23 protein-coding genes are annotated in these 22,994 nt (G+C 72.2%); 8 read left to right on the forward strand and 15 right to left on the reverse strand.

From position 1 onward, the window contains the following. Window position 1: 1 nt before the first annotated feature. The 3 genes from ACFXOM_RS00930 to sigE form a co-directional block, all read right to left on the reverse strand. The gene (locus ACFXOM_RS00930) at window positions 2-1,870 is read right to left on the reverse strand and encodes a trypsin-like peptidase domain-containing protein (RefSeq protein ID WP_384931969.1); all 1,869 of its coding nucleotides are present in this window, start codon (window positions 1,868-1,870) and stop codon (window positions 2-4) included. A gap of 189 nt (window positions 1,871-2,059) precedes the next feature. Next, the gene (locus ACFXOM_RS00935) at window positions 2,060-2,911 is read right to left on the reverse strand and encodes an anti-sigma factor family protein (RefSeq protein ID WP_384931972.1); all 852 of its coding nucleotides are present in this window, start codon (window positions 2,909-2,911) and stop codon (window positions 2,060-2,062) included. Beyond that, window positions 2,908-3,669, reverse strand: coding sequence for an RNA polymerase sigma factor SigE (gene sigE, locus ACFXOM_RS00940; RefSeq protein ID WP_384931974.1), 762 nt, complete (start codon window positions 3,667-3,669; stop codon window positions 2,908-2,910). Before sigE ends, ACFXOM_RS00935 begins: the two co-directional genes overlap by 4 nt. Before the next feature lie 104 nt (window positions 3,670-3,773). On the opposite strand from sigE, the gene ACFXOM_RS00945 reads away from it, so the two are divergent. Beyond that, window positions 3,774-4,475 carry an O-methyltransferase gene (locus tag ACFXOM_RS00945; RefSeq protein WP_384932095.1) on the forward strand — a complete coding sequence of 234 codons (702 nt, stop codon included), beginning with the start codon at window positions 3,774-3,776 and terminating at the stop codon, window positions 4,473-4,475. Window positions 4,476-4,558: 83 nt separating this feature from the next. Here the strand turns inward: ACFXOM_RS00945 and ACFXOM_RS00950 are convergent, their stop codons facing one another. Continuing rightward, window positions 4,559-4,726, reverse strand: a complete 168-nt coding sequence (locus ACFXOM_RS00950; RefSeq protein ID WP_003966491.1) for a DUF3117 domain-containing protein — start codon at window positions 4,724-4,726, stop codon at window positions 4,559-4,561. A gap of 335 nt (window positions 4,727-5,061) precedes the next feature. Here ACFXOM_RS00950 and ACFXOM_RS00955 point away from each other — a divergent pair, with 335 nt between their 5' ends. Then, complete coding sequence (locus ACFXOM_RS00955; protein WP_384948460.1) at window positions 5,062-5,862, forward strand: enoyl-CoA hydratase/isomerase family protein; 801 nt, start codon at window positions 5,062-5,064, stop codon at window positions 5,860-5,862. Window positions 5,863-5,889: 27 nt separating this feature from the next. On the opposite strand, the gene ACFXOM_RS00960 is transcribed toward ACFXOM_RS00955, so the two are convergent. Beyond that, window positions 5,890-6,471, reverse strand: a complete 582-nt coding sequence (locus ACFXOM_RS00960; protein ID WP_385036869.1) for a DNA-3-methyladenine glycosylase I — start codon at window positions 6,469-6,471, stop codon at window positions 5,890-5,892. Then, window positions 6,468-6,887: a hypothetical protein gene (locus tag ACFXOM_RS00965; RefSeq protein ID WP_384948462.1), complete on the reverse strand. Its 420-nt coding sequence runs from the start codon at window positions 6,885-6,887 to the stop codon at window positions 6,468-6,470. Before ACFXOM_RS00965 ends, ACFXOM_RS00960 begins: the two co-directional genes overlap by 4 nt. Before the next feature lie 104 nt (window positions 6,888-6,991). Here ACFXOM_RS00965 and folP point away from each other — a divergent pair, with 104 nt between their 5' ends. After that, on the forward strand, window positions 6,992-7,864 hold the full coding sequence (folP, locus tag ACFXOM_RS00970) for a dihydropteroate synthase (RefSeq protein WP_384931983.1): 873 nt from the start codon (window positions 6,992-6,994) through the stop codon (window positions 7,862-7,864). Between the two features lie 23 nt (window positions 7,865-7,887). Here the strand turns inward: folP and ACFXOM_RS00975 are convergent, their stop codons facing one another. Together ACFXOM_RS00975 and dapE are read right to left on the reverse strand one after the other, a co-directional pair. Beyond that, window positions 7,888-8,670 carry a TIGR00730 family Rossman fold protein gene (locus tag ACFXOM_RS00975; protein ID WP_384931985.1) on the reverse strand — a complete coding sequence of 261 codons (783 nt, stop codon included), beginning with the start codon at window positions 8,668-8,670 and terminating at the stop codon, window positions 7,888-7,890. 69 nt (window positions 8,671-8,739) lie between these two features. Then, entirely contained in the window at window positions 8,740-9,828 is a 1,089-nt protein-coding gene (dapE, locus tag ACFXOM_RS00980; protein ID WP_384948464.1) for a succinyl-diaminopimelate desuccinylase, read from the reverse strand. A 123-nt stretch (window positions 9,829-9,951) separates the two neighbouring features. Here dapE and ACFXOM_RS00985 point away from each other — a divergent pair, with 123 nt between their 5' ends. After that, window positions 9,952-10,887 (forward strand): hypothetical protein, encoded by a 936-nt coding sequence (locus ACFXOM_RS00985; protein WP_385036692.1) that lies wholly within the window; start codon window positions 9,952-9,954, stop codon window positions 10,885-10,887. A gap of 380 nt (window positions 10,888-11,267) precedes the next feature. Then, window positions 11,268-11,879 carry an ATP-binding protein gene (locus tag ACFXOM_RS00990; protein WP_384931994.1) on the forward strand — a complete coding sequence of 204 codons (612 nt, stop codon included), beginning with the start codon at window positions 11,268-11,270 and terminating at the stop codon, window positions 11,877-11,879. 94 nt (window positions 11,880-11,973) lie between these two features. Here ACFXOM_RS00990 and ACFXOM_RS00995 read toward each other — a convergent pair whose 3' ends face one another. Together ACFXOM_RS00995 and fdxA are read right to left on the reverse strand one after the other, a co-directional pair. Then, window positions 11,974-13,068: a bifunctional succinyldiaminopimelate transaminase/glutamate-prephenate aminotransferase gene (locus tag ACFXOM_RS00995; protein WP_385036694.1), complete on the reverse strand. Its 1,095-nt coding sequence runs from the start codon at window positions 13,066-13,068 to the stop codon at window positions 11,974-11,976. A 77-nt stretch (window positions 13,069-13,145) separates the two neighbouring features. Continuing rightward, window positions 13,146-13,466, reverse strand: coding sequence for a ferredoxin (gene fdxA, locus ACFXOM_RS01000; RefSeq protein WP_010474859.1), 321 nt, complete (start codon window positions 13,464-13,466; stop codon window positions 13,146-13,148). A gap of 139 nt (window positions 13,467-13,605) precedes the next feature. On the opposite strand from fdxA, the gene ACFXOM_RS01005 reads away from it, so the two are divergent. Continuing rightward, the gene (locus ACFXOM_RS01005; protein WP_384931999.1) at window positions 13,606-14,637 is read left to right on the forward strand and encodes a GNAT family N-acetyltransferase; all 1,032 of its coding nucleotides are present in this window, start codon (window positions 13,606-13,608) and stop codon (window positions 14,635-14,637) included. A 17-nt stretch (window positions 14,638-14,654) separates the two neighbouring features. Beyond that, a complete protein-coding gene (locus ACFXOM_RS01010; RefSeq protein WP_384932001.1) occupies window positions 14,655-15,503 on the forward strand; it encodes a transglutaminase-like domain-containing protein in 849 nt (282 codons plus the stop codon). A 181-nt stretch (window positions 15,504-15,684) separates the two neighbouring features. Here ACFXOM_RS01010 and ACFXOM_RS01015 read toward each other — a convergent pair whose 3' ends face one another. From ACFXOM_RS01015 to ACFXOM_RS01035, 5 genes are all read right to left on the reverse strand, one after another. Further along, window positions 15,685-16,644 carry an NADP-dependent oxidoreductase gene (locus ACFXOM_RS01015; protein WP_384948467.1) on the reverse strand — a complete coding sequence of 320 codons (960 nt, stop codon included), beginning with the start codon at window positions 16,642-16,644 and terminating at the stop codon, window positions 15,685-15,687. A gap of 128 nt (window positions 16,645-16,772) precedes the next feature. Then, the gene (locus ACFXOM_RS01020) at window positions 16,773-18,884 is read right to left on the reverse strand and encodes a hypothetical protein (protein ID WP_384948470.1); all 2,112 of its coding nucleotides are present in this window, start codon (window positions 18,882-18,884) and stop codon (window positions 16,773-16,775) included. A 177-nt stretch (window positions 18,885-19,061) separates the two neighbouring features. Then, window positions 19,062-19,463 carry a DUF6113 family protein gene (locus ACFXOM_RS01025; protein WP_384932009.1) on the reverse strand — a complete coding sequence of 134 codons (402 nt, stop codon included), beginning with the start codon at window positions 19,461-19,463 and terminating at the stop codon, window positions 19,062-19,064. Beyond that, complete coding sequence (gene mshB / locus ACFXOM_RS01030) at window positions 19,460-20,359, reverse strand: N-acetyl-1-D-myo-inositol-2-amino-2-deoxy-alpha-D-glucopyranoside deacetylase (RefSeq protein WP_384932012.1); 900 nt, start codon at window positions 20,357-20,359, stop codon at window positions 19,460-19,462. Before mshB ends, ACFXOM_RS01025 begins: the two co-directional genes overlap by 4 nt. 24 nt (window positions 20,360-20,383) lie before the next feature. Then, complete coding sequence (locus ACFXOM_RS01035) at window positions 20,384-20,578, reverse strand: DUF2304 family protein (RefSeq protein WP_093652482.1); 195 nt, start codon at window positions 20,576-20,578, stop codon at window positions 20,384-20,386. A 200-nt stretch (window positions 20,579-20,778) separates the two neighbouring features. On the opposite strand from ACFXOM_RS01035, the gene ACFXOM_RS01040 reads away from it, so the two are divergent. Beyond that, a complete protein-coding gene (locus ACFXOM_RS01040) occupies window positions 20,779-22,935 on the forward strand; it encodes a prolyl oligopeptidase family serine peptidase (RefSeq protein WP_384932015.1) in 2,157 nt (718 codons plus the stop codon). Window positions 22,936-22,994 lie beyond the last annotated feature (59 nt).

A 22,994-nucleotide genomic window follows, 5' to 3' on the forward strand; every position in this document is an offset into this window, starting at 1 on the left:
GTCAGGTGCCCGTGGACGAACCGAGCGTCAGCGTCTTCGTCTGCTCTTTCCCGTTGCGGACCAAGGTGAGCTCCAGCCGGTCCGCTGGACGGTGCGCCCGGATCTTGACGATGAGTTCCTCCCCACTGTGCACCCGCTGGCCGTCGACCTTGGTGATGACGTCCCCGGCGCGGACGCCGGCCTTGGCCGCGGGGCCGCCGACGGTCACGGACGGCGTGCCGTCCTTGCCCTTCTCCCCGACCCGCGCGCCGTCGCCCGTGTACTTCATGTCGAGGCTGACGCCGATCACCGGATGCGTGGCCTTCCCGGTGTTGATGAGCTCCTCGGCGACCCGCTTGCCCTGGTTGATGGGGATGGCGAAGCCGAGGCCGATGGACCCCGCCTGACCGGAGCTGCCCTCCGGGCCGGCCCCGGTGTCGGCGGCGCGGATGGCACTGTTGATGCCGATGACCCGGGCCTTCGAGTCCACCAGGGGACCGCCGGAGTTCCCCGGGTTGATCGGCGCGTCGGTCTGCAGCGCGTCGACGTAGGAGACGTCGCTGCCGTCGCCCTTCTCCCCGCCGGCGGTGATCGGGCGCTCCTTGGCGCTGATGATTCCCGCGGTCACGGTGTTCTGGAGGTCGAAGGGCGCGCCGATGGCGACGACCGGGTCACCGACGCGCACGTTGTCGGAGTTGCCGAGGGGCAGCGGCTTGAGGCCGGAGACGCCGGTGACCTTGACGACGGCGAGGTCGTAGCCGCTGTCCTTGCCCACCAGGGTGGCCCGGGCGGTCTCGCCGCCACTGAAGGTGATGGAGATGTCGCCGTTGCTGCCGGCGGGGGAGACGACGTGGTTGTTGGTGAGGATGTGGCCCTGGGCGTCCAGGACGAATCCGGTGCCGGTGCCCTGGGCGCTGCTCCCGCTGACGTGCAGGGTCACCACGCTCGGCAAGGCGCTGGCGGCGATCCCCGCGACGCTGTCGGGGGCCCGGCCCGCGTCCTCGGGACCCGACTGCGGCAGCTCGACGGAGGTGATCCCGCCGTTGCGTTCGACGTACGCACCGACCGCGCCGCCGAGGACCGCGGTGACCAGCGCGAAGGCCAGCGCACCGGCGAGCGCCATGCCACGACGGCCGTTCTTCCTGGGCGGCTCCCCTGACCGGGTGAGCGTCGCCCCGGTCGCCCCCGGAGTGCTCCACGGGTCGTACTGGGTCCACTGCACGGGAACGGGTGCCGGGGCGGCAGCCGGGGGCGTGGCGGCGTATCCATCGGCCGCCGTCGGATGCTGCTCCGGCACGCGGGTGCCCTGCGCGGGCGTGGCGCCGACGGGCCGCTGGACCGGCGGCGCGGGGGCCCACGGCCCGGGGCCGCCGTACGGCGGCGTCCGGAACTCGTCGGGCTGGTGCAGGGGCTGCATGGCAGTGGGGGCGGGGGCAGCGGCGTGGCCGGGGGCCGCCGGGTGGGTCCGGGGCGGGAACGCCGCCGTCTCGGGCGCCGGGGCGGTGCCGTCCGGGCTCACCGGCTGCCGGTCGGCGGCCGGGATGCCGGGGTCAGGTCCCGCCGGAACGGCCTGCTGGGCCCCGCCGCCGGCCTCCGACCGCAGGAAGGCGCCGTCGTCCGTCGGCGCATCGCCGGACCGCGCCGCCGGGATGCCGGCACTCCGCCGCTCCTCGCCCTCCGGGCCGTCGGGGCGGCCGCTCGACGGGCTGGAGGGGATGGCGGGGGCCGCCAGGGGGTACTCGGGCCGGTCGTCGACGGCTGCGGCGGGTGCCGGCTCCACCGTCCCGTCCACCGGCGCCTCCGCCGCGAGCACGTCGGGCTCCGACGGCGTCGCACGGCCCGGCCGGCTCCACCACTTCGGCTTCGGGCCCGTCGGCTTCCCGTTCTCCATGCTCTCCCCGCAACTGGCCGGTCCTTGCGCCCCCGCCGGGCACACCTCCCCTGGATTCAACCAGGTTTACGAGTGGCGTCCCATAGGTTGCCCGGCCACCGTCGCCCTCGCCTCGGGGACCGGGACGGGACGCCCACCGGGCCCGGCAGGTGCACGGGCACGGTCGGCTGGGCGTCGCGCCCCGAAGGCTCAGCGCCGGCCGGGAGCCGGGGACCTGTGGGACAGCGGGAAGGCCGACACGGACGCGCCCGGGTCCGGCGCCGAGGCGATCCGGCGAGCAGGCCCCGTAGGCCCGGAGGTGGGGCGTATCAGCGGTGCGGCGGACCGGGCGCTGAGCAGGGTCGGCACCAGGTACTGGTGGGAAGGCGCCTGCACCAGGTTCTGCGGTGTCACCGACAGGGCGCTCTGGGCCGTGGGGAGGGCCGTCGTCCCGCCACGGCGACGGGCGGTCTCCGCAGCACTGCCCGCGGGAACGCTGCGGACGGGCGTGACGTTGTTGCTGCGACCGTCCCCGCGGGCCGAGACATCGCCGGTGGTGGCCACCGGCACGCTCCCGCCGAGGGCGATCGCCGCGAACGACACCGCGCTTGCGGCGGCGAACGCGAACCTGCGACCCCGCCACGGTGACCGCTCGGCTTCCTGGCGCCCCACGTCATGGATACGGAAGCCGGAGCCCGATCCACCGGGGAGTCCGTGGCCACCCGGGGCGTAGCCCACACCTTCCGGGGTCATGTCGAAGACACCGTCCGTGAGCGGCCCCCGGCCGAAGGGACCTCCCCGCGGGTCGTCATCACCTCCGGGCGGGCCGCCCGGCAGCCCCTGCAGCCGCGCGAGCAGGCCCTCGGACGGCGGCGGCGGGGCGACCGTGGCGAAGACGCTCTTCAGTCGGCGCTGGGCGTCGGCCTCGGCCTTGCACTTGGGACAGGTGGCCAGATGTGCCAGGACGCGCTCGCGCGCGTCGTGTTTCAGCTCGCCGTCCACCAGAGCCGCAAGCCGGTCCCCCAGGTGCTGCTCAGCGGGCGTCGGACTCGTGCTGCTCACGCCGTCCCGCCCTCCCCGGTCACGCCTGCGAGCGCACGCTGCTCCGCCCTCGCCTCGGGCGAACGGTGCTGCAGGGACTTGCGCAGGTGGGAACGACCGCGGTGGATGCGGCTGCGGACCGTGCCGAGCTTGACGCCGAGCGTGGCCGCGATCTCCTCGTAGGACAGACCCTCGATGTCGCACAGCACGACGGCGGCGCGGAACTCCGGCGCGAGGGTGTCCAGCGCCTGCTGGACGTCGGCGTCGAAGTGGGTGTCGTGGAAGACCTGCTGCGGGGACGGCTCACGGCTGGGCAGCCGCTCGGCCGCGTCGTCGCCGAGCGCGTCGAAGCGGATGCGCTGCTTGCGCCGGACCATGTCCAGGAACAGGTTCGTCGTGATCCGGTGCAGCCACCCCTCGAACGTCCCCGGCGTGTAGGTCGAGAGGGACCGGAAGACCCGGACGAAGACCTCCTGGGTGAGGTCCTCGGCGTCGTGCTGGTTGCCCGTCAGACGGTAGGCGAGGCGGTAGACCCGTGCGCTGTGCGTACTGACGATGTCCTCCCACGACGGAGGGGTCCATACCTGGGATTCCGCATCCGGTGCGAAGGTCGCGGTGGGAACGGAGTCGGTCTGGAGAGAACGGGCGTCAGCGGTGTCGGTCACGGATTTCGGCTCGCCCGCCGACCCGAGGAGGCGCCTCAGCACCCCTCTCCGATCCACAGGCGCAGCCGCACCTCCCCTGTCGGCTCTGGTGGTGTCCAGTGGAGCCCCTACCATAGCCACCTCGCCCGTTAGCTCCGGATAAGAATCTTTACGCGAATTTGGGTACGGGTGTCGATCCTCCACACCTCTCCCCCCGCCCCTTCTCAACGCCCGGTCCCATCTGCGGGTTCCCGGGCGCAGCGGATACAGTCACGGGTGCGCCACTACGGGGACAGGAGAGGGTCATTTCCGCCAACCGGCAGACGAGCTGGGCGTTCACCGACGCCTTTGTCGCCGAGGACGAAGCACTGCGCTGGGCCCGTGAGCGGTCCCGGGAAGCAGGGCTGCCCTCGGTGTCGCCGGTTACCGGCGCTGCGCTGCGCCTGCTGGCCGCAACGGCGGACGCCAAGGCGGTCGCCGAGATCGGCACCGGCACCGGCGTGTCCGGGATCTACCTGCTGCAGGGGATGCGACCCGACGGCGTCCTGACCACGGTGGACCCCGAGCCGGATCGGCAGCAGTTCGCCAAGCAGGCCTTCAGGGCCGCCGGTTTCGCGGGGAACCGGGCACGCTTCATCCCCGGCCGCGCGCTCGACGTCCTGCCGCGGCTCGCGGACGGCGGATACGACCTGGTCTTCTGCGACGGCGACCGGATGGAGTCGTTGGAATACCTAGCTGAATCGTTGCGTCTGCTGCGGCCCGGCGGCCTCGTGTGCTTCGAGGGGGTCTTCGCCGACGGGCGGACGGTCGATTCGGCAGTGCAGCCGGGCGAGGTGCTGCGGGTGCGGGAGCTGCTTCGGACGGTACGCGAGAGCCGGGAATTGCTGCCGTCCCTGCTGCCGGTCGGCGACGGGCTCCTCTGCGCGGTGCGCCGCGGCTGAGGCGCCACCGCCTGCTGAACGACACTGCCCCGGCACGATGTCGTACCGGGGCAGTGAAAAAGTGAAAAACTGCGGACGTCGGGTCAGCCGACGACCTTCTTGAGGGCGTCGCCGAGCGCGTCGGCCTCGTCCGGAGTCAGCTCGACGACAAGCCGACCGCCGCCTTCGAGCGGAACGCGCATGACGATGCCCCGCCCCTCCTTGGTCACCTCGAGCGGGCCGTCGCCCGTCCGCGGCTTCATGGCCGCCATGCTCGTTCCCCTTCCTGAAACCAGCTCATCGTCAGCCGACGGCCCCCTGGATGGGCACGCGTCACCGGCATCGAACACATTGCTTCCCAGCCATTATCCCGCATCGCGGGACCCGATGACCAACATGAGTCGGCATCGCTTACGCAACGCGCTCTCGCAAAACCACTCAATTCGCCGATCCGCCTGCGATACTTCGCCCTCGCCCCGCTCCCGGCCGACGGCTCGGGGAGCCGAGTTCTTTGACGCAGCTCACATACCAGGCCGTATGTCCCCCCTCCGCGATCTCCGCCATGCTGGGCTCGACATCACAGCCGATGCGCAAAGGGGACCCTGACATGGCCGACACCGTGCTGTACGAGGTGGGCGACGGACTCGCGACGATCACGCTGAACCGGCCGGAGGCCATGAACGCGCTGAACGTCGAGGCCAAGGTCGCCCTCCGGGACGCGCTGCACTCCGCTGCCGCGGATCCGGCCGTACGGGCGGTGCTGCTGACGGCGACCGGTCGTGCGTTCTGCGTGGGCCAGGACCTGAAAGAGCACGTCTCCCTGCTGATGTCCGACAAGGAATCGGGCACCACACACACGATGAGCACCGTTCGCGATCACTACAACCCGATCGTGGAGGCCATCACCAGCATGCCGAAGCCGGTGGTGGCCGGTGTGAACGGGGTCGCCGCCGGTGCCGGGATGGGCTTCGCCCTGGCCGCTGACTACCGGGTGGTCGCGGAGTCCGCGACGTTCACGACCTCCTTCGCGGGCGTCGCGCTCACCGCCGACTCCGGCGTCTCCTGGACGCTGCCCCGGCTGGTCGGTGCGAGCCGCGCCGCCGACCTGCTGCTCTTCCCCCGCTCCATCAGCGCCCAGGAGGCCCACGACCTGGGCATCGTGAACAGGCTCGTGCCGGCCGACGACCTGGCCGCCGAAGCACTTTCGGTGGCCCGTGCCCTGGCGGAAGGGCCGACCCTCGCGTACGCCGCGATCAAGGAATCCCTCGCGTACGGCGCCGAACACTCGCTGGGCGAGACCCTGCGCAAGGAGGACGAGTTGCAGACCAGGGCCGGTGCCTCCGAGGACCACGCCATCGCCGTCCGGTCCTTCATCGCCAAGGAGAAGCCGACGTACCTGGGCCGGTAGCGCAGCTCGGCGGCAGCCCGCCGGGGGTCATGCCCGGCGGGCCACGCAGTCCGCGAGGTGGTCGTCGACCAGACCGCACGCCTGCATCAGGGCGTAGGCCGTCGTCGGGCCGATGAACCGCAACCCGCGTTTCTTGAGCGCCTTGGAGAGCGCGGTCGACTCGTCCGTGATCGCGGGAACGTCGGCGACGGTGCGTGGTGCCGGGCGGTCGGCCGGATCGGTTGCGTACGACCAGACCAGGGAGTCGAGCTCACCGTCCCGCCATTCCGCGAGCACCCGGGCGTTGGCCAGGGTGGCCTCGACCTTGGCCCGGTTCCTGATGATCCCGGGGTCGGCCAGGAGACGCTCCCGGTCGGCATCGGTGAAGGCGGCCACGGCCGCGATCTCGAAACCGGCGAAGGCCCGCCGGAATCCCTCACGACGGCGCAGGATCGTGATCCAGGAGAGCCCCGACTGGAACGCTTCGAGGGACAGCCGCTCGAACAGGGCGTCGTCCCCGTGGACCGGTCGTCCCCACTCGTCGTCGTGGTAGGCCACGTAGTCGTCGGTGGACAGGCCCCACGGGCAGCGCAACCGCCCGTCCGGGCCGGCGACGGCACCGCCCATCAGTCCTGCTCCTCTTCCTGCTCGGGCTTCTTGTCGAAGAAGCCCTCGCGCCCGGGCCGGTCCGCCCGCGGCGCGCCGCCCGCGGCAGGCTCGTCGAACAGCTCGGGCGGACTGACCGCTGCCGCCTGCTGACCGGCGAGCGCCGACTCCAGCTCGGCGATCCGTGCGTCCCGCTCCGCGAGCTCGGCCCCGAGCCGACCCAACACGTCGTCGACGTCCACCATCCGGTAGCCGCGGGCGACCACCGGGAGGCGGACCGCCTCGACGTCGGCGCGGCCCACCGGGCGGTCCGGCGGCAGGGGGTCCACCGTCTGCTCGGGGGCCGCTTCCGGCAGGACGGCGCCGTCACCGCCGCCGACCACCGCGAGGGTGACCGCGGCGACCACCACGACCATCGCGATCAGCAAGAACCAGAACACAAGCGCGCCTCTCCCCGGAGCAGGAAACCGTCCGCTGCCGATCGTGCCATGCGCCGCTGACGGTTAAGGTCGCAGGCGACCCGATCGCGAGGAGGAAACACCGGATGGGCAGCGGAACCCTGCGGCTGGGGCGGCGTGAGTTCGAGGCGCACGAACCGGTGGTCATGGCGATCGTCAACCGGACCCCGGACTCCTTCTACGACCAGGGCGCCACGTTCCGCGACGAGCCTGCGCTCGCCCGCGTCGAGCACGCCGTGGCGGAGGGTGCGGCCATCATCGACATCGGTGGCGTGAAGGCGGGCCCCGGCGAGGAGGTCACCGCCGAGGAGGAGGCGCGCCGTACGGTCGGCTTCGTGGCCGAGGTGCGCAGGCGCTTCCCCGATGTGGTGATCAGCGTCGACACCTGGCGGCACGACGTCGGCGCCGCCGTGTGCGAGGCGGGTGCGGACCTCCTGAACGATGCCTGGGGCGGGGTGGACCCCGAGCTCGCCGGGGTGGCCGCCCGCTACGGGGCGGGGCTGGTGTGCACGCACGCGGGTGGCGCCGAGCCGCGTACCCGTCCGCACCGGATCGCGTACGAGGACGTGGTGGAGGACATCCTGAGGGTGACGACCGGGCTTGCCGAGCGGGCCGTGGAGCTCGGCGTCCGCCGGGACGGGATCCTCATCGACCCCGGCCACGACTTCGGCAAGAACACCCGGCACTCCCTGGAGGCGACCCGACGGCTCGGCGAGATGGTCGAGACGGGCTGGCCGGTCCTGGTCTCGCTGTCGAACAAGGACTTCGTCGGAGAGACCCTCGACCGGCCGGTGAAGGAACGGGTGATCGGTACGCTCGCGACGACCGCCGTGTCGGCTTGGCTCGGTGCCCGGGTCTACCGGGTGCACGAGGTCGTCGAAACGCGACAGGTGTTGGACATGGTCGCGTCGATCGCGGGCCGTCGGCCCCCGGCGGTCGCCCGCCGGGGCCTGGCCTGACGGCCGGACCGCACGGGCGGGCTTCAGGCCTCGTAGCCCTCGTAGGGGCCCGGCGCCGGCGGTCCCGTCTCCTTCGTGACCAGGGCGACCGCCTCCTCCACGTCGTCCGTGACGTGGAAGAGCAGCAGGTCCCGCGCGGACGCCTTGCCCTGGGCGACCACGGTGTCCCTGAGCCAGTCGACCAGCCCCGACCAGTAGGCCGAGCCGAAGAGCACGATGGGGAAGCGGGTCACCTTGCGGGTCTGGACGAGCGTGAGCGCCTCGAAGAGCTCGTCCAGGGTGCCGAAGCCGCCGGGCATGACCACGAAGCCCTGCGCGTACTTCACGAACATCGTCTTGCGGACGAAGAAGTAGCGGAAGTTCACACCGATGTCCACGTGCGGGTTGAGCCCCTGCTCGAAGGGCAGCTCGATCCCGAGGCCGACCGAAACGCCCCTGGCCTCCCGGGCGCCCTTGTTCGCGGCCTCCATCGCACCCGGGCCCCCGCCGGTGATCACCGCGAAACCGGCCTCGCCGAGGGCCCGGCCGAGCCGCTCGCCCACCTCGTACTCGTACGAACCGGGTTCCGTCCTGGCGGAGCCGAAGACGCTGACGGCACTGGGCAGTTCGGCGAGGGCCCCGAAGCCTTCGACGAACTCCGACTGGATGCGCATGACCCGCCACGGATCGGTGTGCACCCACTCGGAATCGCCTTCTGTGTCCAGCAACCGCTGATCGGTCGTGCCCGGCTGGATCTGGCCCCTGCGGCGCACCACCGGCCCCAGTCGCTGCTCCTCCGGCCGCTGTGCTTCCTCGGGAATGTCCATGGCCTGCTCCCTCCGCTGCGGTGCACGTTCCAGGTCAGGGTAGGTCCACGAACGTGAAGAACGACGAAATTACGATGGTCGGCCAGTGAGCCAATCGCGAAGCCGCTGCTCACAGTGGGTGATCTTCCCTACCGCGACGTGCTCGTCCCGCTTGTGGGCGTACAGGGCGTCGCCCGGCCCGTAGTTCACCGCGGGGATGCCGAGGGAACCGAAACGGGAGACGTCGGTCCAGCCGAACTTGGGCTGCGGGGTGCCGCCGACTGCCGCCATGAACGCGGCGGCGGCCGGGTGGCCCAGCCCCGGCAGGGCGGCCCCCGAGTGGTCGTCGACGAGGAACTCGCTGACCGGGCAGTCCGCGAAGACCTCGCGGACGTGGGCGATCGCCTCCTCCTCGCTGCGGTCCGGCGCGTACCGGTAGTTGATCACCACGGTGCACGCGTCGGGGATCACATTGGTGGCGACGCCGCCCTCGATCCCCACGGCGTTGAGGCCCTCGCGGTACTCCAGTCCGTCGATCACCGGGCGGCGCGGCTCGTACGCGGCGAGCCGGTCGAGGATCGGTGCGACGGCGTGGACGGCGTTCGACCCCATCCAACTGCGTGCGGAGTGCGCCCGCTCTCCCGTCGTCCGCAGGTGGACGCGCAGCGTGCCCTGGCAACCCCCCTCGACCTGGGCGTCCGAGGGCTCCAGGAGCACGGCGAAGTCGCCCTCCAGCCAGTCGGGGTGGGCGTCGGCCAGGTGCCCGAGGCCGTTGAGGTGTGCGGCGACCTCTTCGTTGTCGTAGAAGACGAAGGTGAGATCACGGTTGGGCTCGGGGACGGTGGCGGCAATCCGCAGTTGGACCGCGACTCCGGACTTCATGTCCGAGGTGCCGCAGCCCCAGAGGATGCCGTCGTCGTCCAGCCGGGAGGGGACGTTGTCGGCGATCGGGACGGTGTCGATGTGGCCCGCCAGGATGACCCGCTCGGCACGGCCCAGCCGGGTACGGGCGACGACGTTGTTGCCGTGCCGGTCCACGGTGAGGTGCGGGAGGGCGCGCAGCGCCTGCTCGATCGCGTCGGCGAGGGGCTTCTCGTCGCCGCTGACCGACGGGAAGTCGACCAGTCGTGCGGTGAGCGCCGGGGCGTCCAGGGTGAGGTCAAGCGCGGTTTCCGACATGGCTCCGACCCTAGCGCCCGTGGCGCGGTGCTCCCGGTGCCAGGGGATGAACACCCGGTACCGGGGGCCTGCGGGGTGGAGGGGTCGGACCGGGGCGATCTGGCGCTCCAGTACCGTGGGCGCGTGACCGAGACCGTCCCCACCGTCCGTCGCGGCCGCCTCCTCCGTACCGCGGCGGCGTTCGCCGTGCTCCTGGCGCTGGTCGCGTACGTGGTCGTGCAGTACGTGAGCGGGAGCGACGCACCGCGTTGCGTGGTGCGCTCGGTCGACGGTGCGGACGCGGGCAGTGCTTCCGGTTCGGGCACGTCCTTCGAGCTCAGCCCGGAGATGGCCGCCAATGCCGCCACGATCTCGGCGGTGGGGACCACCCGCGGGATGCCGGAGCGCGCCGTGACCATCGCCCTGGCGACTGCCCTGCAGGAGTCGGCCCTCCGCAACATCAACCACGGTGACCGGGACTCGATCGGGCTCTTCCAGCAGCGCCCCTCGCAGGGGTGGGGCACCACGCAGGAGATCCTCGATCCCGTTTTCGCAGCGGGCAAGTTCTACGACCACCTGGCCAAGGTGCCCGGCTACTCGCGGCTCCCGTTGACCGTGGCGGCCCAGCGCGTCCAGCGAAGCGGCTTCCCGCAGGCGTACGCGAAGCACGAGCCGGACGCCTCGCTGCTGTCCGCGGCCCTGACCGGTCGGGCTTCGGCCTCCTTGACGTGCACCGCGCGCCAGGTGAAGGGGCGTCCGGGCGATCCTGCGAAGGTGCGGGCCGAGCTGGTGCGCTCCTTCGGGTCCGGGGTGCTGCCCCCGGCCCGCAGCACGGGTCGCACGGGCGCGCCCCAGTCGGCGGAATTGACGGTTCCGGTGACGGCGACCAGCGCTGCGGGGTCCGGCGACGGGGACCGCCGGGGCTGGGAGCTGGCGCACTGGGCAGTGGCCAAGGCAGCAGAGCTGCGGATCATCGAAGTCTCGTACGGTGGCAGGGTGTGGAGCGTGGACGAGGCCGACGAGGGCTGGCGGGCGTCCGACGCGGACTCGGAGGCTGTACGGATCCGTCTCGCCCGCTAGGTCACGTGCGGGACGCGTCCCGCACGACCCGTTGGGGTCAAGGCGCCGCAAGCCGCGCTCGAATTTACCGTCGCGCAATAGTCCGGTGCGTCATTCCTCCGAGTTACCCGACGCGCTCACGGCGATGTTTCCCCGGCTTGTTCGCACCCGTTCGACGACTTCCATCAATTCCGTTGCGTCAAAAGGGAAGTGACGGTTCAGCACACTGTCCGTGCCCGCATTGTTCGCCCGTTTTTGTCCGTGGCTGATTATGCGATGCATTGCGAACTCTTTACCTCGGTACACCGCAACCTTCCCGGGCCCAGCAGCGGTTGTCATGGCGTCCGGTCACCGGATGGTCAACACAGCCACCCCCAACGTCATCTCGTCGAAGGAGCACCATGTCCCTCCCCCTGACCCGCAGGATCGCCCGTGCCGCGCTGCTCGTCGCAGCGGGTGCAGCTCCCGTGGTCGGTGCGGCCGGCTCCGCCAACGCCGTAGAGCTCGGCCCCACCCAGGACCTGGGCGGCAGCCTGAGCACGGTCGACGGCGTCGCGGTCGGCGACGCCACGGACGGAACCGCGCACCAGGCGGCCGGTCTGGCGAACGAGACCGGCGGCAGGGTGGTCGGCACGACACTCCCGGCCGCCGCACCCCTCGGCCAGGCCGCGAGGACGGGTGCACCGACCGCGCAGCAGATGGGCGGACAGGCCGCGGGGAACGCCGCGCACGCCCTCGGCCGGACGACGCAGACCGCGGCCTCGCAGGGCCTGCCCTCCGCCGAGGCCTTGGCCGGCGAGGTCCATGACGCGGGCGCCACCCTGCCCGCCGGATCACTCCCGACCGACACGCTGCCCACCGGACAGGTCCCGGCCACCACGCTGCCGGCGACTTCCCTGCCGCCGACCACGGTGCCGGCGGCCCCCCTGCCCGCCACGGACATGCCTTCGCTCACGGCTCCGATGCACATCCTCCCGGTGACGGACCTGCCCGCGCACGGCCTGCCGGCCTGACCCGCGCACGGAAAGGGCTCCGGGAAGCCGCCTGTGGTTTCCCGGGGCCCTCGCGCGCTCCGAAGTCCGGAGGCAGCCGCCGCCGACCAGGGCCTCAGGCGAGCCGCTTCACCGCCGCTTGCACCCGCTCGTCGGTCGCGGTGAAGGCCACCCGCACGAACCGTGCACCCGCCTCGCCGTAGAAGTCCCCCGGGGCGACCAGGACGCCCCGCTCCGCCAGGTACGCCACGGTGTCCCAGCAGGGTTCGTCGCGGGTCGCCCACAGGTACAGGCTCGCCTCGCTGTGCTCGATCCGGAAGCCGTGCGCCAGCAACGCGTCCCGCAGCGCCGCGCGCCGTGCCGCATACCGGGACCGTTGCTCCGCCACGTGCGCGTCGTCGCCGAGGGCGGCGACCGTGGCTGCCTGGACCGGTGCGGGCGTCATCATCCCGCCGTGCTTGCGGATCCGGAGCAGTTCGCCGAGTACGGCAGGGTCACCCGCGACGAACGCGGCACGGTAGCCGGCCAGGTTGGAGCGCTTGGACAGCGAGTGGACCGCGACGATTCCTTCGTACGATCCGCCGCAGACGTCGGGGTGCAGCACGGAGACCGGCTCGGCCTCCCAGCCCAGCTCCAGGTAGCACTCGTCGCTGAACACCAGCACGCCGTGCCGCCGCGCCCAGGAGACGATGCGGACCAGCTCCTCCTTGGCGAGGACCTGGCCGGTCGGGTTGGACGGCGAGTTCAGCCAGAGGAGCTTCAGACCGGAGGGGTCGAGCTGGGTCGGGTCGTCGTACACCACGGGCGTCGCACCGCACAGGCGGGCCCCGACCTCATAGGTGGGGTAGGCGAGCCGTGGGTACGCGACCCGGTCGCCGGCCCCCAGGCCCAACTGGGTCGGTAGCCAGGCCACCAGTTCCTTGGACCCCACCACGGGAAGGACGTGGGTGTGCGTGAACGACACCGCGCCGAGCCGCCGCTCGCACCAGCCGACCAGCGCGTCGCGCAGGGCGGACGTCCCCCACACCGTCGGATAGCCGGGAGAGTCCGCGGCCGCCACCAGCGCCTGCTGGATCAGCGGGGGAACGGGGTCGACCGGTGTACCGACGGAGAGGTCGACGATGCCGTCCGGGTGGGCGGCGGCGGTCGCCTTGTACGGCTCCAGCTTGTCCCAGGGGAAGACGGGGAGACGAGCAGAGACTGCGGACACGGTGCTCACTTTCTCGTGCGGACGAAACGCCACGGTCCCGTACGGCGGACGCACCGTACGGGACCGGAGTCGCTCGATCAGCCGTTCTGCGGCGGCAGTGCGGCGATGAAGGGATGGTCGCGCTCGATCAGGCCCAGCTTGGAGGCGCCGCCGGGCGAACCGAGCTCGTCGAAGAACTCGACGTTCGCCTTGTAGTAGTCCTTCCACTCCTCGGGGGTGTCGTCCTCGTAGAAGATCGCCTCGACCGGGCAGACCGGCTCACAGGCACCACAGTCGACGCATTCGTCCGGGTGGATGTACAAGGACCGCTGGCCCTCGTAGATGCAGTCGACGGGGCACTCCTCGATGCACGCCTTGTCCTTGACGTCGACACAAGGCTGCGCGATGACGTAGGTCACGCTGTCGTTCCTCCTCCGTAGGGCGCGGCGTCCGATCTGCGGCTCGCCGCGGGGCTGCGCGGGAGCGCGGCGTCGTCGATGCCCGCACCTAGTATCTCCGTTCCGGGGGATGATCCGAACAGGAGGGGAGCACTGAGCTGTGGAATTCGCCGCGGGCGGACGCCTGGAGGTCCGCATCACCCCTTCTGACGTGGGAAAACGCGTATCCGTGCGGCGGCGCGCCGAGCCGGGGGCCGGCACGGGAGCGTTCACGGACACGGTCGGCGTTCTCACATCATGGGACCACGCTGTGCTGATCATCACACGAAGGACGGGGGAGGTCGTCCACATCCCGGAAGCCTCGCTGGTCGCGGGCAAGGTCGTACCGGCCGCACCGGCGCGCCGGCGGGGTCCCGCGGCGTCGTTCGAGGAGCTCGCCCGGGTGGCCGCCCGTGCCTGGCAACCGGTGGAGAGCGAACCGCTCGGGGACTGGGTGCTGCGAGCCTCGTCGGGCTTCACCCGACGGGCGAATTCGGTGCTGGCGGTGGGCGACCCCGGAATGCCACTGGACGAGGCGCTGGCACGGATCAGGTCCTGGTACGCGCAGCGCGGTCTGCCGGCCTACGTGCAGACCGCGACCGGGGCCGAAGGCACCCAGGAAGTGCTCTGCGCGGAATTGGAGCGGCGCGGCTGGGAGCGCGAGGTGTCGGCGGAGCTGCGGATCGGCGGGCTCGCGGCGGTCGCCGACCTGGACGCGGACGTTGCGCAGGTGCACCTGGGGCGCTCGGTCGACGAGGCGTGGCTCGGGCGCTACCGGCGGTCCGGGGTGCCGGGCCCCCATGTGGTGGAGGTCCTGAGCAGCGGCCCGTCGGTGTGGTTCGCGACGGTACCGGCCGAGTCCGGGGCGTCGGACGACCCCGGCGGCCCCGGGATTCCGGCGGCGATCGGGCGCTGCGTGGTCGACGGGCGCTGGGCCGGTTTCATGGCGGTGGAGGTGGGTCCCGCGCACCGCAGGCAGGGACTGGCGACGGCCGTGATGACCGCGCTCGCCCGGCGCGCCCTGGAGGAGGGCGCCTCGGCGGCGTGGCTACAGGTCGAATCCGGCAACGGCGGCGCCCGGACCCTGTACGAGGGCATGGGGTTCGCGCCCCATCACCTCTACCACCACTTCCGATACTCCCGATCTTCCTGAGCGGGTACGAGACGCATATGCAACCGCCACACCCCGAGGCCATGCGCCGGCGGCAGCGCTTCGCCGAGGAGGCCCGCTCCGAGCGGCCGGACCTCGCGACGCTGTGCCTGCTGGTCGGCGCGGAGGCCGATCCCCAACTGGACGAGGCGGGGCTGGACGCCGCCCAGATCGAGCTGGACCGGCTGGCGGGGCTGCTGCCGTACGGGCTCACCGGCCCGTACAACTGGGTGGCCGCCCTGTCGGGACTCCTCGGCGAGCGCTGCGGATTCCACGGCACCCCCGGCTGCTACCAGCGGCTCGAGTCCTCGCTGCTGCACGAGGTGCTGCGCCGGCGCAGGGGGCTGCCCATCCTGCTCTCGGTCATCTGGATCGAGGTGGCCCGCCGGGCCGGTGCCCCGGTCTACGGCGTCGCCCTGCCCGGCCATTTCGTCGTCGGCTTCGGCGACGTGGCCGCCGGGGAGGGCCCCGTCCTGGCGGACCCCTTCGGGGGAGGCCGTCTGTTGACGGGGGCGGACGCGGAACTCCTGGTCGCCGGGGCGACGGGCTCACCGCTCGACCCCTCGATGCTCGTCCCGGCGAACCCGTTGGAGATCGTCCTGCGCATCCTCAACAACATCCGCGCCTGGTCCGCGGCCCGCCCCGAACGCACGGACGTCGCCCTCTGGGCGGTGGAGCTCTCCCTCCTCCTTCCCTCACACCCGGCCCGCCTGCGCTACGAGCACGCCCAACTCCTCGTCCAACGCGGCGACTTCCTCGCGGGCGCAGCGGAGTTGGACGCGTACGCGGACGTCGTCTCGGCGGTGGAGCCGGCGACGGCAGCCTCCGTCCGGCGCCGGGCGCACGCCGCCCGTTCGATGCTGAACTGAGCAGTGGCGAAGGGCTGGGGAGCTGAGCCTGAGGGGCCGCACGGAGCCGGGTCGGCTCCACCACCCGACTCCGTCGCCCCGGGGCTCGAGGGGCAGGCGCCGCGCACCGCCCGTCGGCACCACGCCCGCCGCGGAACCGCGCGACGGCGTCACGGGCCCCCGACGGCCGCGCGGGGCGGCTTCATCCGCTCGGCCACACGCGCAGGACGACCTTGCCGCGCGGGTGGTCCGTCGCCAGTGCCTCGTAGGCGGCCCGCGCCTCGGCGAGCGGCACCACGCGGTCCACGACCGGCGTCAGGCTGCCCCCCTCGATCAGCTCGTTGATCGCCACGAGGCCCGCCCGGTCGGGCTCCACGATGAAGAAGAGGGCCCGCACCCCTCGCTTCGCGGCCATCTCCGGGTCCGGTGGCCGCACGACGCTGATCAGGAGTCCTCCCGGGCGCAGCGTCGCCCATGAGCGGTCCAGGGTGTCACCGCCGACCAGGTCGAGGACCACGTCGACGTCGTGCACCTGGTCCTCGAACCGTTCGGTGCGGTAGTCGATGACCGTGTGCGCCCCGAGCCCGGTGAGGAAGTCCTTGTCGCGCGCCGATGCGGTGGCCGTGACCCGTGCGCCCAGCGCCGCGGCGAGTTGTACCGCGAAGGTGCCGACGCCCCCCGCGCCGCCCTGGATCAGGATGTGCTGTCCGGGCTGGAGGGCCGCGTGCCGCATGAGCGCCTGCCAGGCCGTGAGCGCGGCGAGCGGGACGGCCGCCGTTCGCTCGTGGTCCAGTCCGGCGGGCTTGGCGGCGAGCACGTCCGCGGGCACCGTGACGTATTCGGCGGCTGCACCGTCGCGGGTGAACGGGATCAGGCCGTAGACCTCGTCGCCGACATCGAGATCGCTCACCCCGCTGCCGACGGCCGCCACCACGCCCGACACTTCGTGCGCGGGGACGGTGGGCGTGCGGTCGCGCCCGGTCCCGTCGAAGCTGTCGGTCCAGGTCGCGTCCCAATCGAGCTCGCCTGCGGTGACGGACGCGGCGCGCACCGCCACGAGCACCTCGCCGTCCGATGGTTCAGGGCGGGGTGCCGACTCGTAGGCGAGGTGGTCCGGGCCGCCCCGGGTGTGGGCGCGTACGGCGTGCATCGTGGTGGTCATGGGATGAGCGTTCCCGTGGACGCCACCCTCAGTCGGCCCGCGGCTGCCGGTCACCCCTTGGGCAGAATCCCCGGGAGCCCCGGTCCGCGACGAGGACCGGGGCTCCCGGGAGCAGGAGCAGGGCGGGATCAGCCCTGCGGGTCGAGCGCGATCGTCTCGGTTCGCTCGGTGGGGGTCTTGCCGAGCAGCGCCTTCTGCATCGCCGAGGCGACGTCGTCCGCGGACACCTCGTGCTTCGCCCCGTCACCCTTGGTGATCATGATGCCGTCGAAGACGCCGTCCAGGAGTTCGTCGATGGCCTTCTTGTCGTAGACCTCGACCAGCCGCCCGTTGATCGCCTTCATCGAAAGAATCTTCGGAAGGGACCGTGAAGGGCCGAACTGGATCTCCTTGCTGCCTGCCTTGATCGTGATCAGACCGGACATGGCGGGCTCGGCGAACTCCTTCATCGCCCGGTCCAGCTCGGTCTGGGTGATCGTCGGCTCGCGGGTGGCTACGGGCAGTTCGACGTTGTTGATCCGGCCGGTCTCGACCTGGGCTCGGTAGGCGTCCCGGACGGAGATCATCGACTGCTGGACGTCCAACGCCTTGCCCGACTTACCCGGAACGGGCACGGCCTTGCCCGGCTCGAACCTGATCGTGCCCTCACTGGCCGAACCGGAAGCACCGGCCAAGTCGCTCAGGGCGACACCCAGCTTCTCCTCGTCGACGGGGATGACCGGCTGGGCGACGCGCTCGCCGCCCAGGAGCGAACCGATCACCGAAACCGGGTTGTAGTCACTGCCCGCGGCGGCACGCACGGTCGCCTGGCTGTCCAGCGAGAGGCCCGCCTTGTCCGGCGCGAGTTGCGTCTTCTGTCCCCCGATCGTCAGCTGCAGGGGGGCGTGGGCACGCTTGCCGAGGGCGGCATCCAGCTTGGACACGGCCTCCTCCTTGGTGCCGCCGCCGATGTCGACACCGAGCACGGTGGTGCCCTTGGGCACGTCGGAGTGGTTGAGCAGCAGCCCGGCGCCGTACGCGACACCGAGCAGGACGAGCACGCCCGCCGCAGCGAGGACGAGCTTGGAGCGGCCCTTCTTCACCGGCCCCGAGGAGGGCGCCGCCGAGGCCGCCGGAGCGGCGGAGTCGGCCGGGGCGGACGCGGAGGAACTCGGTGTCGTACGCCGTGACGTGGCCGGGCCGGGGACGGGGAAGTCCGGATCGGAGAAGTCGGCGCCCGCGGGACCGGCCGGCCAGGGCGTGCCCGTGGCGTCGGGACCGGCCGGCGCGAACGGCGAACGCTGCTGCGGCGGCACGACGGGGATGCCGCTGTTCAGGGTGTCACCGGAAACGTTTCCGATGGGACCGGGAGGACCGGCCGGGCCGGGCTCGGGAGCGGGCGGCTGTGGGGTGAGCACGGCGGTGTCGTCACTCATCCGCGGAGCGCCGCCGGCGCCCGGGGCGAACGGCGAGCCGCCGGTGACCGGCCCGGCGGTGGGGCCGGTGGGTGCGGTCTCGCCCGGGGCACTCGGCCCGGACGGAGGCGTGGCCCGCCCCGGGGCGGCCGCGTCCGACGCGAGGTCATCGAGCCCACTGCGGGGGCGGTGCCCCGGACCGGCGGACGGATCCGTGAAGCGCGGGGCGCCGGGCGCCTGGGGGCTCCCGGCAGCAGCGGGCATGGGATGCGTCCCCGTGTCGCCGATGCCGGGAACGCGGTGCGCCCCCGTGTCGTCGGAGCCCGTCGTCTGGCCGGGCAGGTGCCCCCGGCCCGGAGACGGCGGGGAGCCGGAGGGTGGCGTCGCTGACGGCGAGGGTGTGGACGCCACCGGTTTGCGGGGAGCGAACCAGTCGCTGGTCTTCTCCTCGGCCGGCTTCTCGGTCGCCTCCGTCTGGTGGGCCGCTTCCCGTCCGGCGCCCGCGGAGGTGCGCTGGGGCGCCACCGGCGGACGGGGCGTGCTCCCGGTGCGCTCGGCGGCGCTCTCACCCGTCGTCTTCTTGTCGACGTCGCCCAACGGCGTCCGCATGACGACGGGCGGGATGGGCCGGGACCCCGGGATGTTGATGCGGATCCGGGTCGTCAGCGTCGTCTCGGTCTTGGGCTCGTCCGGCGTCTGCGCAGGTTCGGTCCGTTCCTCCGGAGCGTCCTGCGTCGGGTGCAGCGACGGATACTGGCGGGATCCGTACGGCGGTGTCCCCGAAGGGTACGCGGCTCCGCCGCCCCCCTGGGGGCCGGAGGACGAACTGTCAGTTTCACGGCTCAAAGCAGGTTCTCCCGGTTGGCTCCGCCGCCCGTTCTTACTGGCTTCTCACTGCTGCGGGCGGCTCGGCGGCGCGCACCACCATACTGGCCCCCGCCGAGACGCATCCGGCGACCACGGGATGCGAGGCTCCCCGGCCGCTCCGACGAGCGTGGGCATTTCGCCCTCAGATGGGACACGTCACGTACCAAGTCGACCGGAGGGCCCACCCGGTTGCGGCAGCCGCGCCATGGTGGCACACATCACAGCCACAACCACCCCTCCGAGCAGGAACACGATCTCACCGAGCCCGCCGGCGAAGAGTCCGTCGCCCTCCGGGCGCCCGGCACTGAGCAGGAGCACCGCGGCGAGCCAGCCGACGGCCGGTGCCACGACGCCGAGCTGGGTCCCCGTGGCGCGCAACCCGCCGTAGAACAGGCCTGCCGTACCGAGCAGCGCGAGCAGCAACCCGGCAGGGAACCAGGCGGCTTGGACCAGTGAGCCGGCCGCCCCCACGGGGAACCCGAGGACGACGAGGCCGGCGTAGGCGGCGACGCGCCCCGGCTTCGGGGGCCTTGCCAGCCAGGCTCCTGGCTCGCTCATCTCACTGCCTCCTGGGTCGTTCCGGCGAACAGGTCGTGCTCGCGCTCGCCTTCGGGCGCGCCCGTGCGGCCACGCACCAACTGGTAGTACTCGGTGCTGAACAGCGGCTGCCCGAGATCGTTGGAGAGTGCGAAGAACGCACCGTCCACGGCGATTTGGGTGGCATGCGCCCGCATCGCGGCCGCCTTGCGCGCCGCATAGGCGGTGCCGTCGATCTCCGCGGTGATCTCCGTGTCGTCCACCACGCCGGGGATGTCGTCGATATCCGCGATGCCGGGGAAGTCGACGCCCGCGGCGCGCAGACGGGCGAATCCCTGCTCGGCGACCGAGCGCGGCACCCTGTTCCAGTAGACCTTGGCGATGGCGTGCGGGGCCCCCAGATCGCGACGGAACGCAGACTCCGCGGCGAGGCCGACGGCGCGCATGGCGACGCGGTGCGCCTGGATGTGGTCGGGGTGGCCGTAGCCGCCGTTCGGGTCGTAGGTCACGAGGACCTGCGGCCGCACCGAACGGATCACCTCGACGAGGTACGGAGCGGCCTCGTCCACGTCCGCATTCCAGAAGGCGCCGGGGCGGTGGTTCTGCGGAACGCCCATCATCCCCGAGTCGCGGAAGCGCCCGGGGCCGCCGAGGAAGCGGTGGTCACCGACCCCCAGCTCCGCCATCGCGGCAGCCAGTTCACCGAGGCGGTGCGCACCGAGGCCGTCCTCGCGGTCGGCGGCCAGGTGCGCCAGCTCGGGCGGGATGACCTCCCCCTCCTCGCCGAGGGTGCAGGTCACCAGGGTGACCCGGGCACCCTCCGCGGCGTACCGGGCCATGGTGGCGCCATTGTTGATCGACTCGTCGTCGGGGTGCGCGTGCACCAGGAGCAGACGACGGGCAGGGAGATCCGTCATGACCCCAGCCTACGAGGCCCGGGGTCAGAACTTGAGGCCCCCGATCATGCCTGCCACGTTCGTGGTCAACTCGGTGATCGTGGGCGCGATGGACGAGCTGGCGAGGTAGAACCCGAGGAGCATGCAAACCGCCGCGTGTCCGGCTTTGAGTCCGGATTTCCGGACCAGCAGGAAGACGACGATCGCCAGCAGCACCACCGCCGAAATCGAGAGTGCCACGGCGGTTCACCTCCACAGAAGTTCGGTCGGAACGGGCAGCGTGCATGTGCCAGGGAGTGCATACCCACCTTGCGCTACGGATCATAACTATCCGTACCCACGCATCGATCGGTGCACGGCAGCACACGGGGGCGCACACCGGACGGCGAGAGGGTCCGGCGCCGGGGAAACGAGGCGGTCACTCGGCTAGGTTCGGTCGCATGACCAAGCGCCAGCAGCTCTCCTTCCCTCGCCAGTACGCCAGGACCCAGCGCTTCACCCTCGGCGTCCCCCGCGCGTTCACGGTGTCTCCGGACGGCTCACGTGTGGTGTTCCTCAGGACCTCCTCGGGAACGGAACGGGCGCACCGGCTCTGGGTGCTGGACCTCGCCGACGGCGCCCGCGAGCGACTGGCCGCCGATCCGGAAGTGCTGCTGGGCGGCGCTGCGGAAGAGCTGCCCGCCGAGGAGCGGGCGCGCCGGGAGCGCAGCCGGGAGGGATCGGGCGGCATCGTCGGGTACGCCGTGGACCAAGAGGCGGAACTGGCGGCGTTCGCGCTCTCCGGGCGCTTGTTCACGGCTGAGCTGCGGGCCGGGACGGCCCGTGAACTACCCGCCGCCGGGCCGGTGATCGACCCCCGTCCGTCGCCCGACGGACGCTTCGTCGCCTACGCGTCGCACGGCGCCCTGCGGGTGATCGGGGCGGAGGGGGACGGCGACCGCGCTCTGGCCGAGCCGGAGGACGAGCACGTGGCGTACGGCGTCGCGGAGTTCGTGGCGGCCGAGGAGATGGGGCGCTCGCGCGGCTTCTGGTGGTCCCCGGCGTCGGACCGGCTGCTGGTGGCGCGGGTCGACGACTCCCCCGTGCGGCGCTGGTGGATCGCGGATCCGGCCCACCCGGAACAGCCCCCTGCCGAGGTGGCGTACCCGGCGGCCGGCACCGCGAACGCCGTCGTCGGGCTGGCGCTGACGGGTCTGGACGGGTCGCGCACCGAGGTCGTCTGGGACCGCGAGCGGTATCCGTACCTGGCGCGGGTGCACTGGTCGTCCGCGGGGGCCCCGCTGCTGCTGGTCCAGTCGCGCGACCAGCGCACGCTCGTGTACCTCGCGGTGGACCCGGGGAGTGGTGCGACACGCACGGTCCACGTCGACGAGGACCCGGTGTGGACCGAGCTGGTGGCCGGGGTACCCGCATGGGCTCCGGACGGACGGCTGGTGCGGGTCGCCGACGAGGGTGGGGCACGCGTGCTGGCCGTCGGGGACCGGCCGTTGACGGGAACCGCCTTGCAGGTGCGGGCCGTGCTGGACGTCGGCCCTTCTGACGTGCTGGTCTCGGCGTCGGCGGGCGAGGGGGCCGCGCGGCCGGAGACCGGCGAGATCCACGTGTACCGGGTCAACGAACTGGGTGTGGAGCGCGTTTCCGAGGGCGCAGGGGTGCACTCAGCGGTGCGCTCGGGGGAGGTGACGGTGCTCGTGACCGCCCGTCCTGAGGCCGCAGGCACGCTGGTGCAGGTGCTCCGGGGCGGCAAACCGTTCGCCACGATCACCTCCTTCGCCCAGGAACCGTCGCTCTCCTGCCGGGTACGCCTCACCGAAGGGGGCGCACGACGCATCCCGTGCGCCGTGCTGCTTCCGAACGCCTACCGGGAGTCCGACGGTCCGCTCCCCGTCCTACTTGACCCGTACGGGGGACCGCACGGACAGCGCGTGGTCGCCTCTTGCCAGGCACACCTCACGTCCCAGTGGTTCGCCGATCAGGGCTTCGCGGTCGTGGTCGCGGACGGTCGCGGATCCCCGGGTCGCTCCCCCGCCTGGGAGAAGGCGATCAAGGACAACCTGCTGGTCTCGCTCGACGACCAGATCGACGCCCTGCACGCCCTAGCCGACCGCTTCCCGCTGGACCTCGGGCGGGTGGCCGTCCGCGGCTGGTCGTACGGCGGCTACCTCGCGGCGCTCGCGGTGCTGCGCCGACCCGACGTGTTCCACGCGGCTGTCGCCGGGGCCCCCGTCACGGACTGGCGGCTGTACGACACCCACTACACCGAGCGCTACTTGGGCGACCCCGGTGAACGCCCCGAGGTGTACGCCGCGAACTCGCTCGCCACCGGGGACGGGCTGGTCGACCCGGCGGAGCCGGCGAGGCCCCTGCTCCTCATCCACGGCCTCGCGGACGACAACGTGGTGGTGGCCCACAGCCTCCGGCTGTCATCGGCCTTGCTGGCCGAGGGTCGCCCCCACGAGGTGTTGCCGTTGACCGGCGTCACCCACATGACCCCGCAGGAGCAGATCGCGGAGAACCTCCTACTCCTCCAGGTGGACTTCCTGAGGCGCTCGCTGGCCGGGAACGCGGGGAACGGGTTGCCCTCGACGGGTCGCTGAGCGCGGTCGGCACGGTGGCGGCCGGCGGCGGACTGGGCGCGCAGGGGACGGCAACAGGC

Source organism: Streptomyces sp. NPDC059169 (assembly GCF_042755225.1).
In the GTDB taxonomy this organism is placed as follows: Bacteria; Actinomycetota; Actinomycetes; order Streptomycetales; family Streptomycetaceae; genus Streptomyces.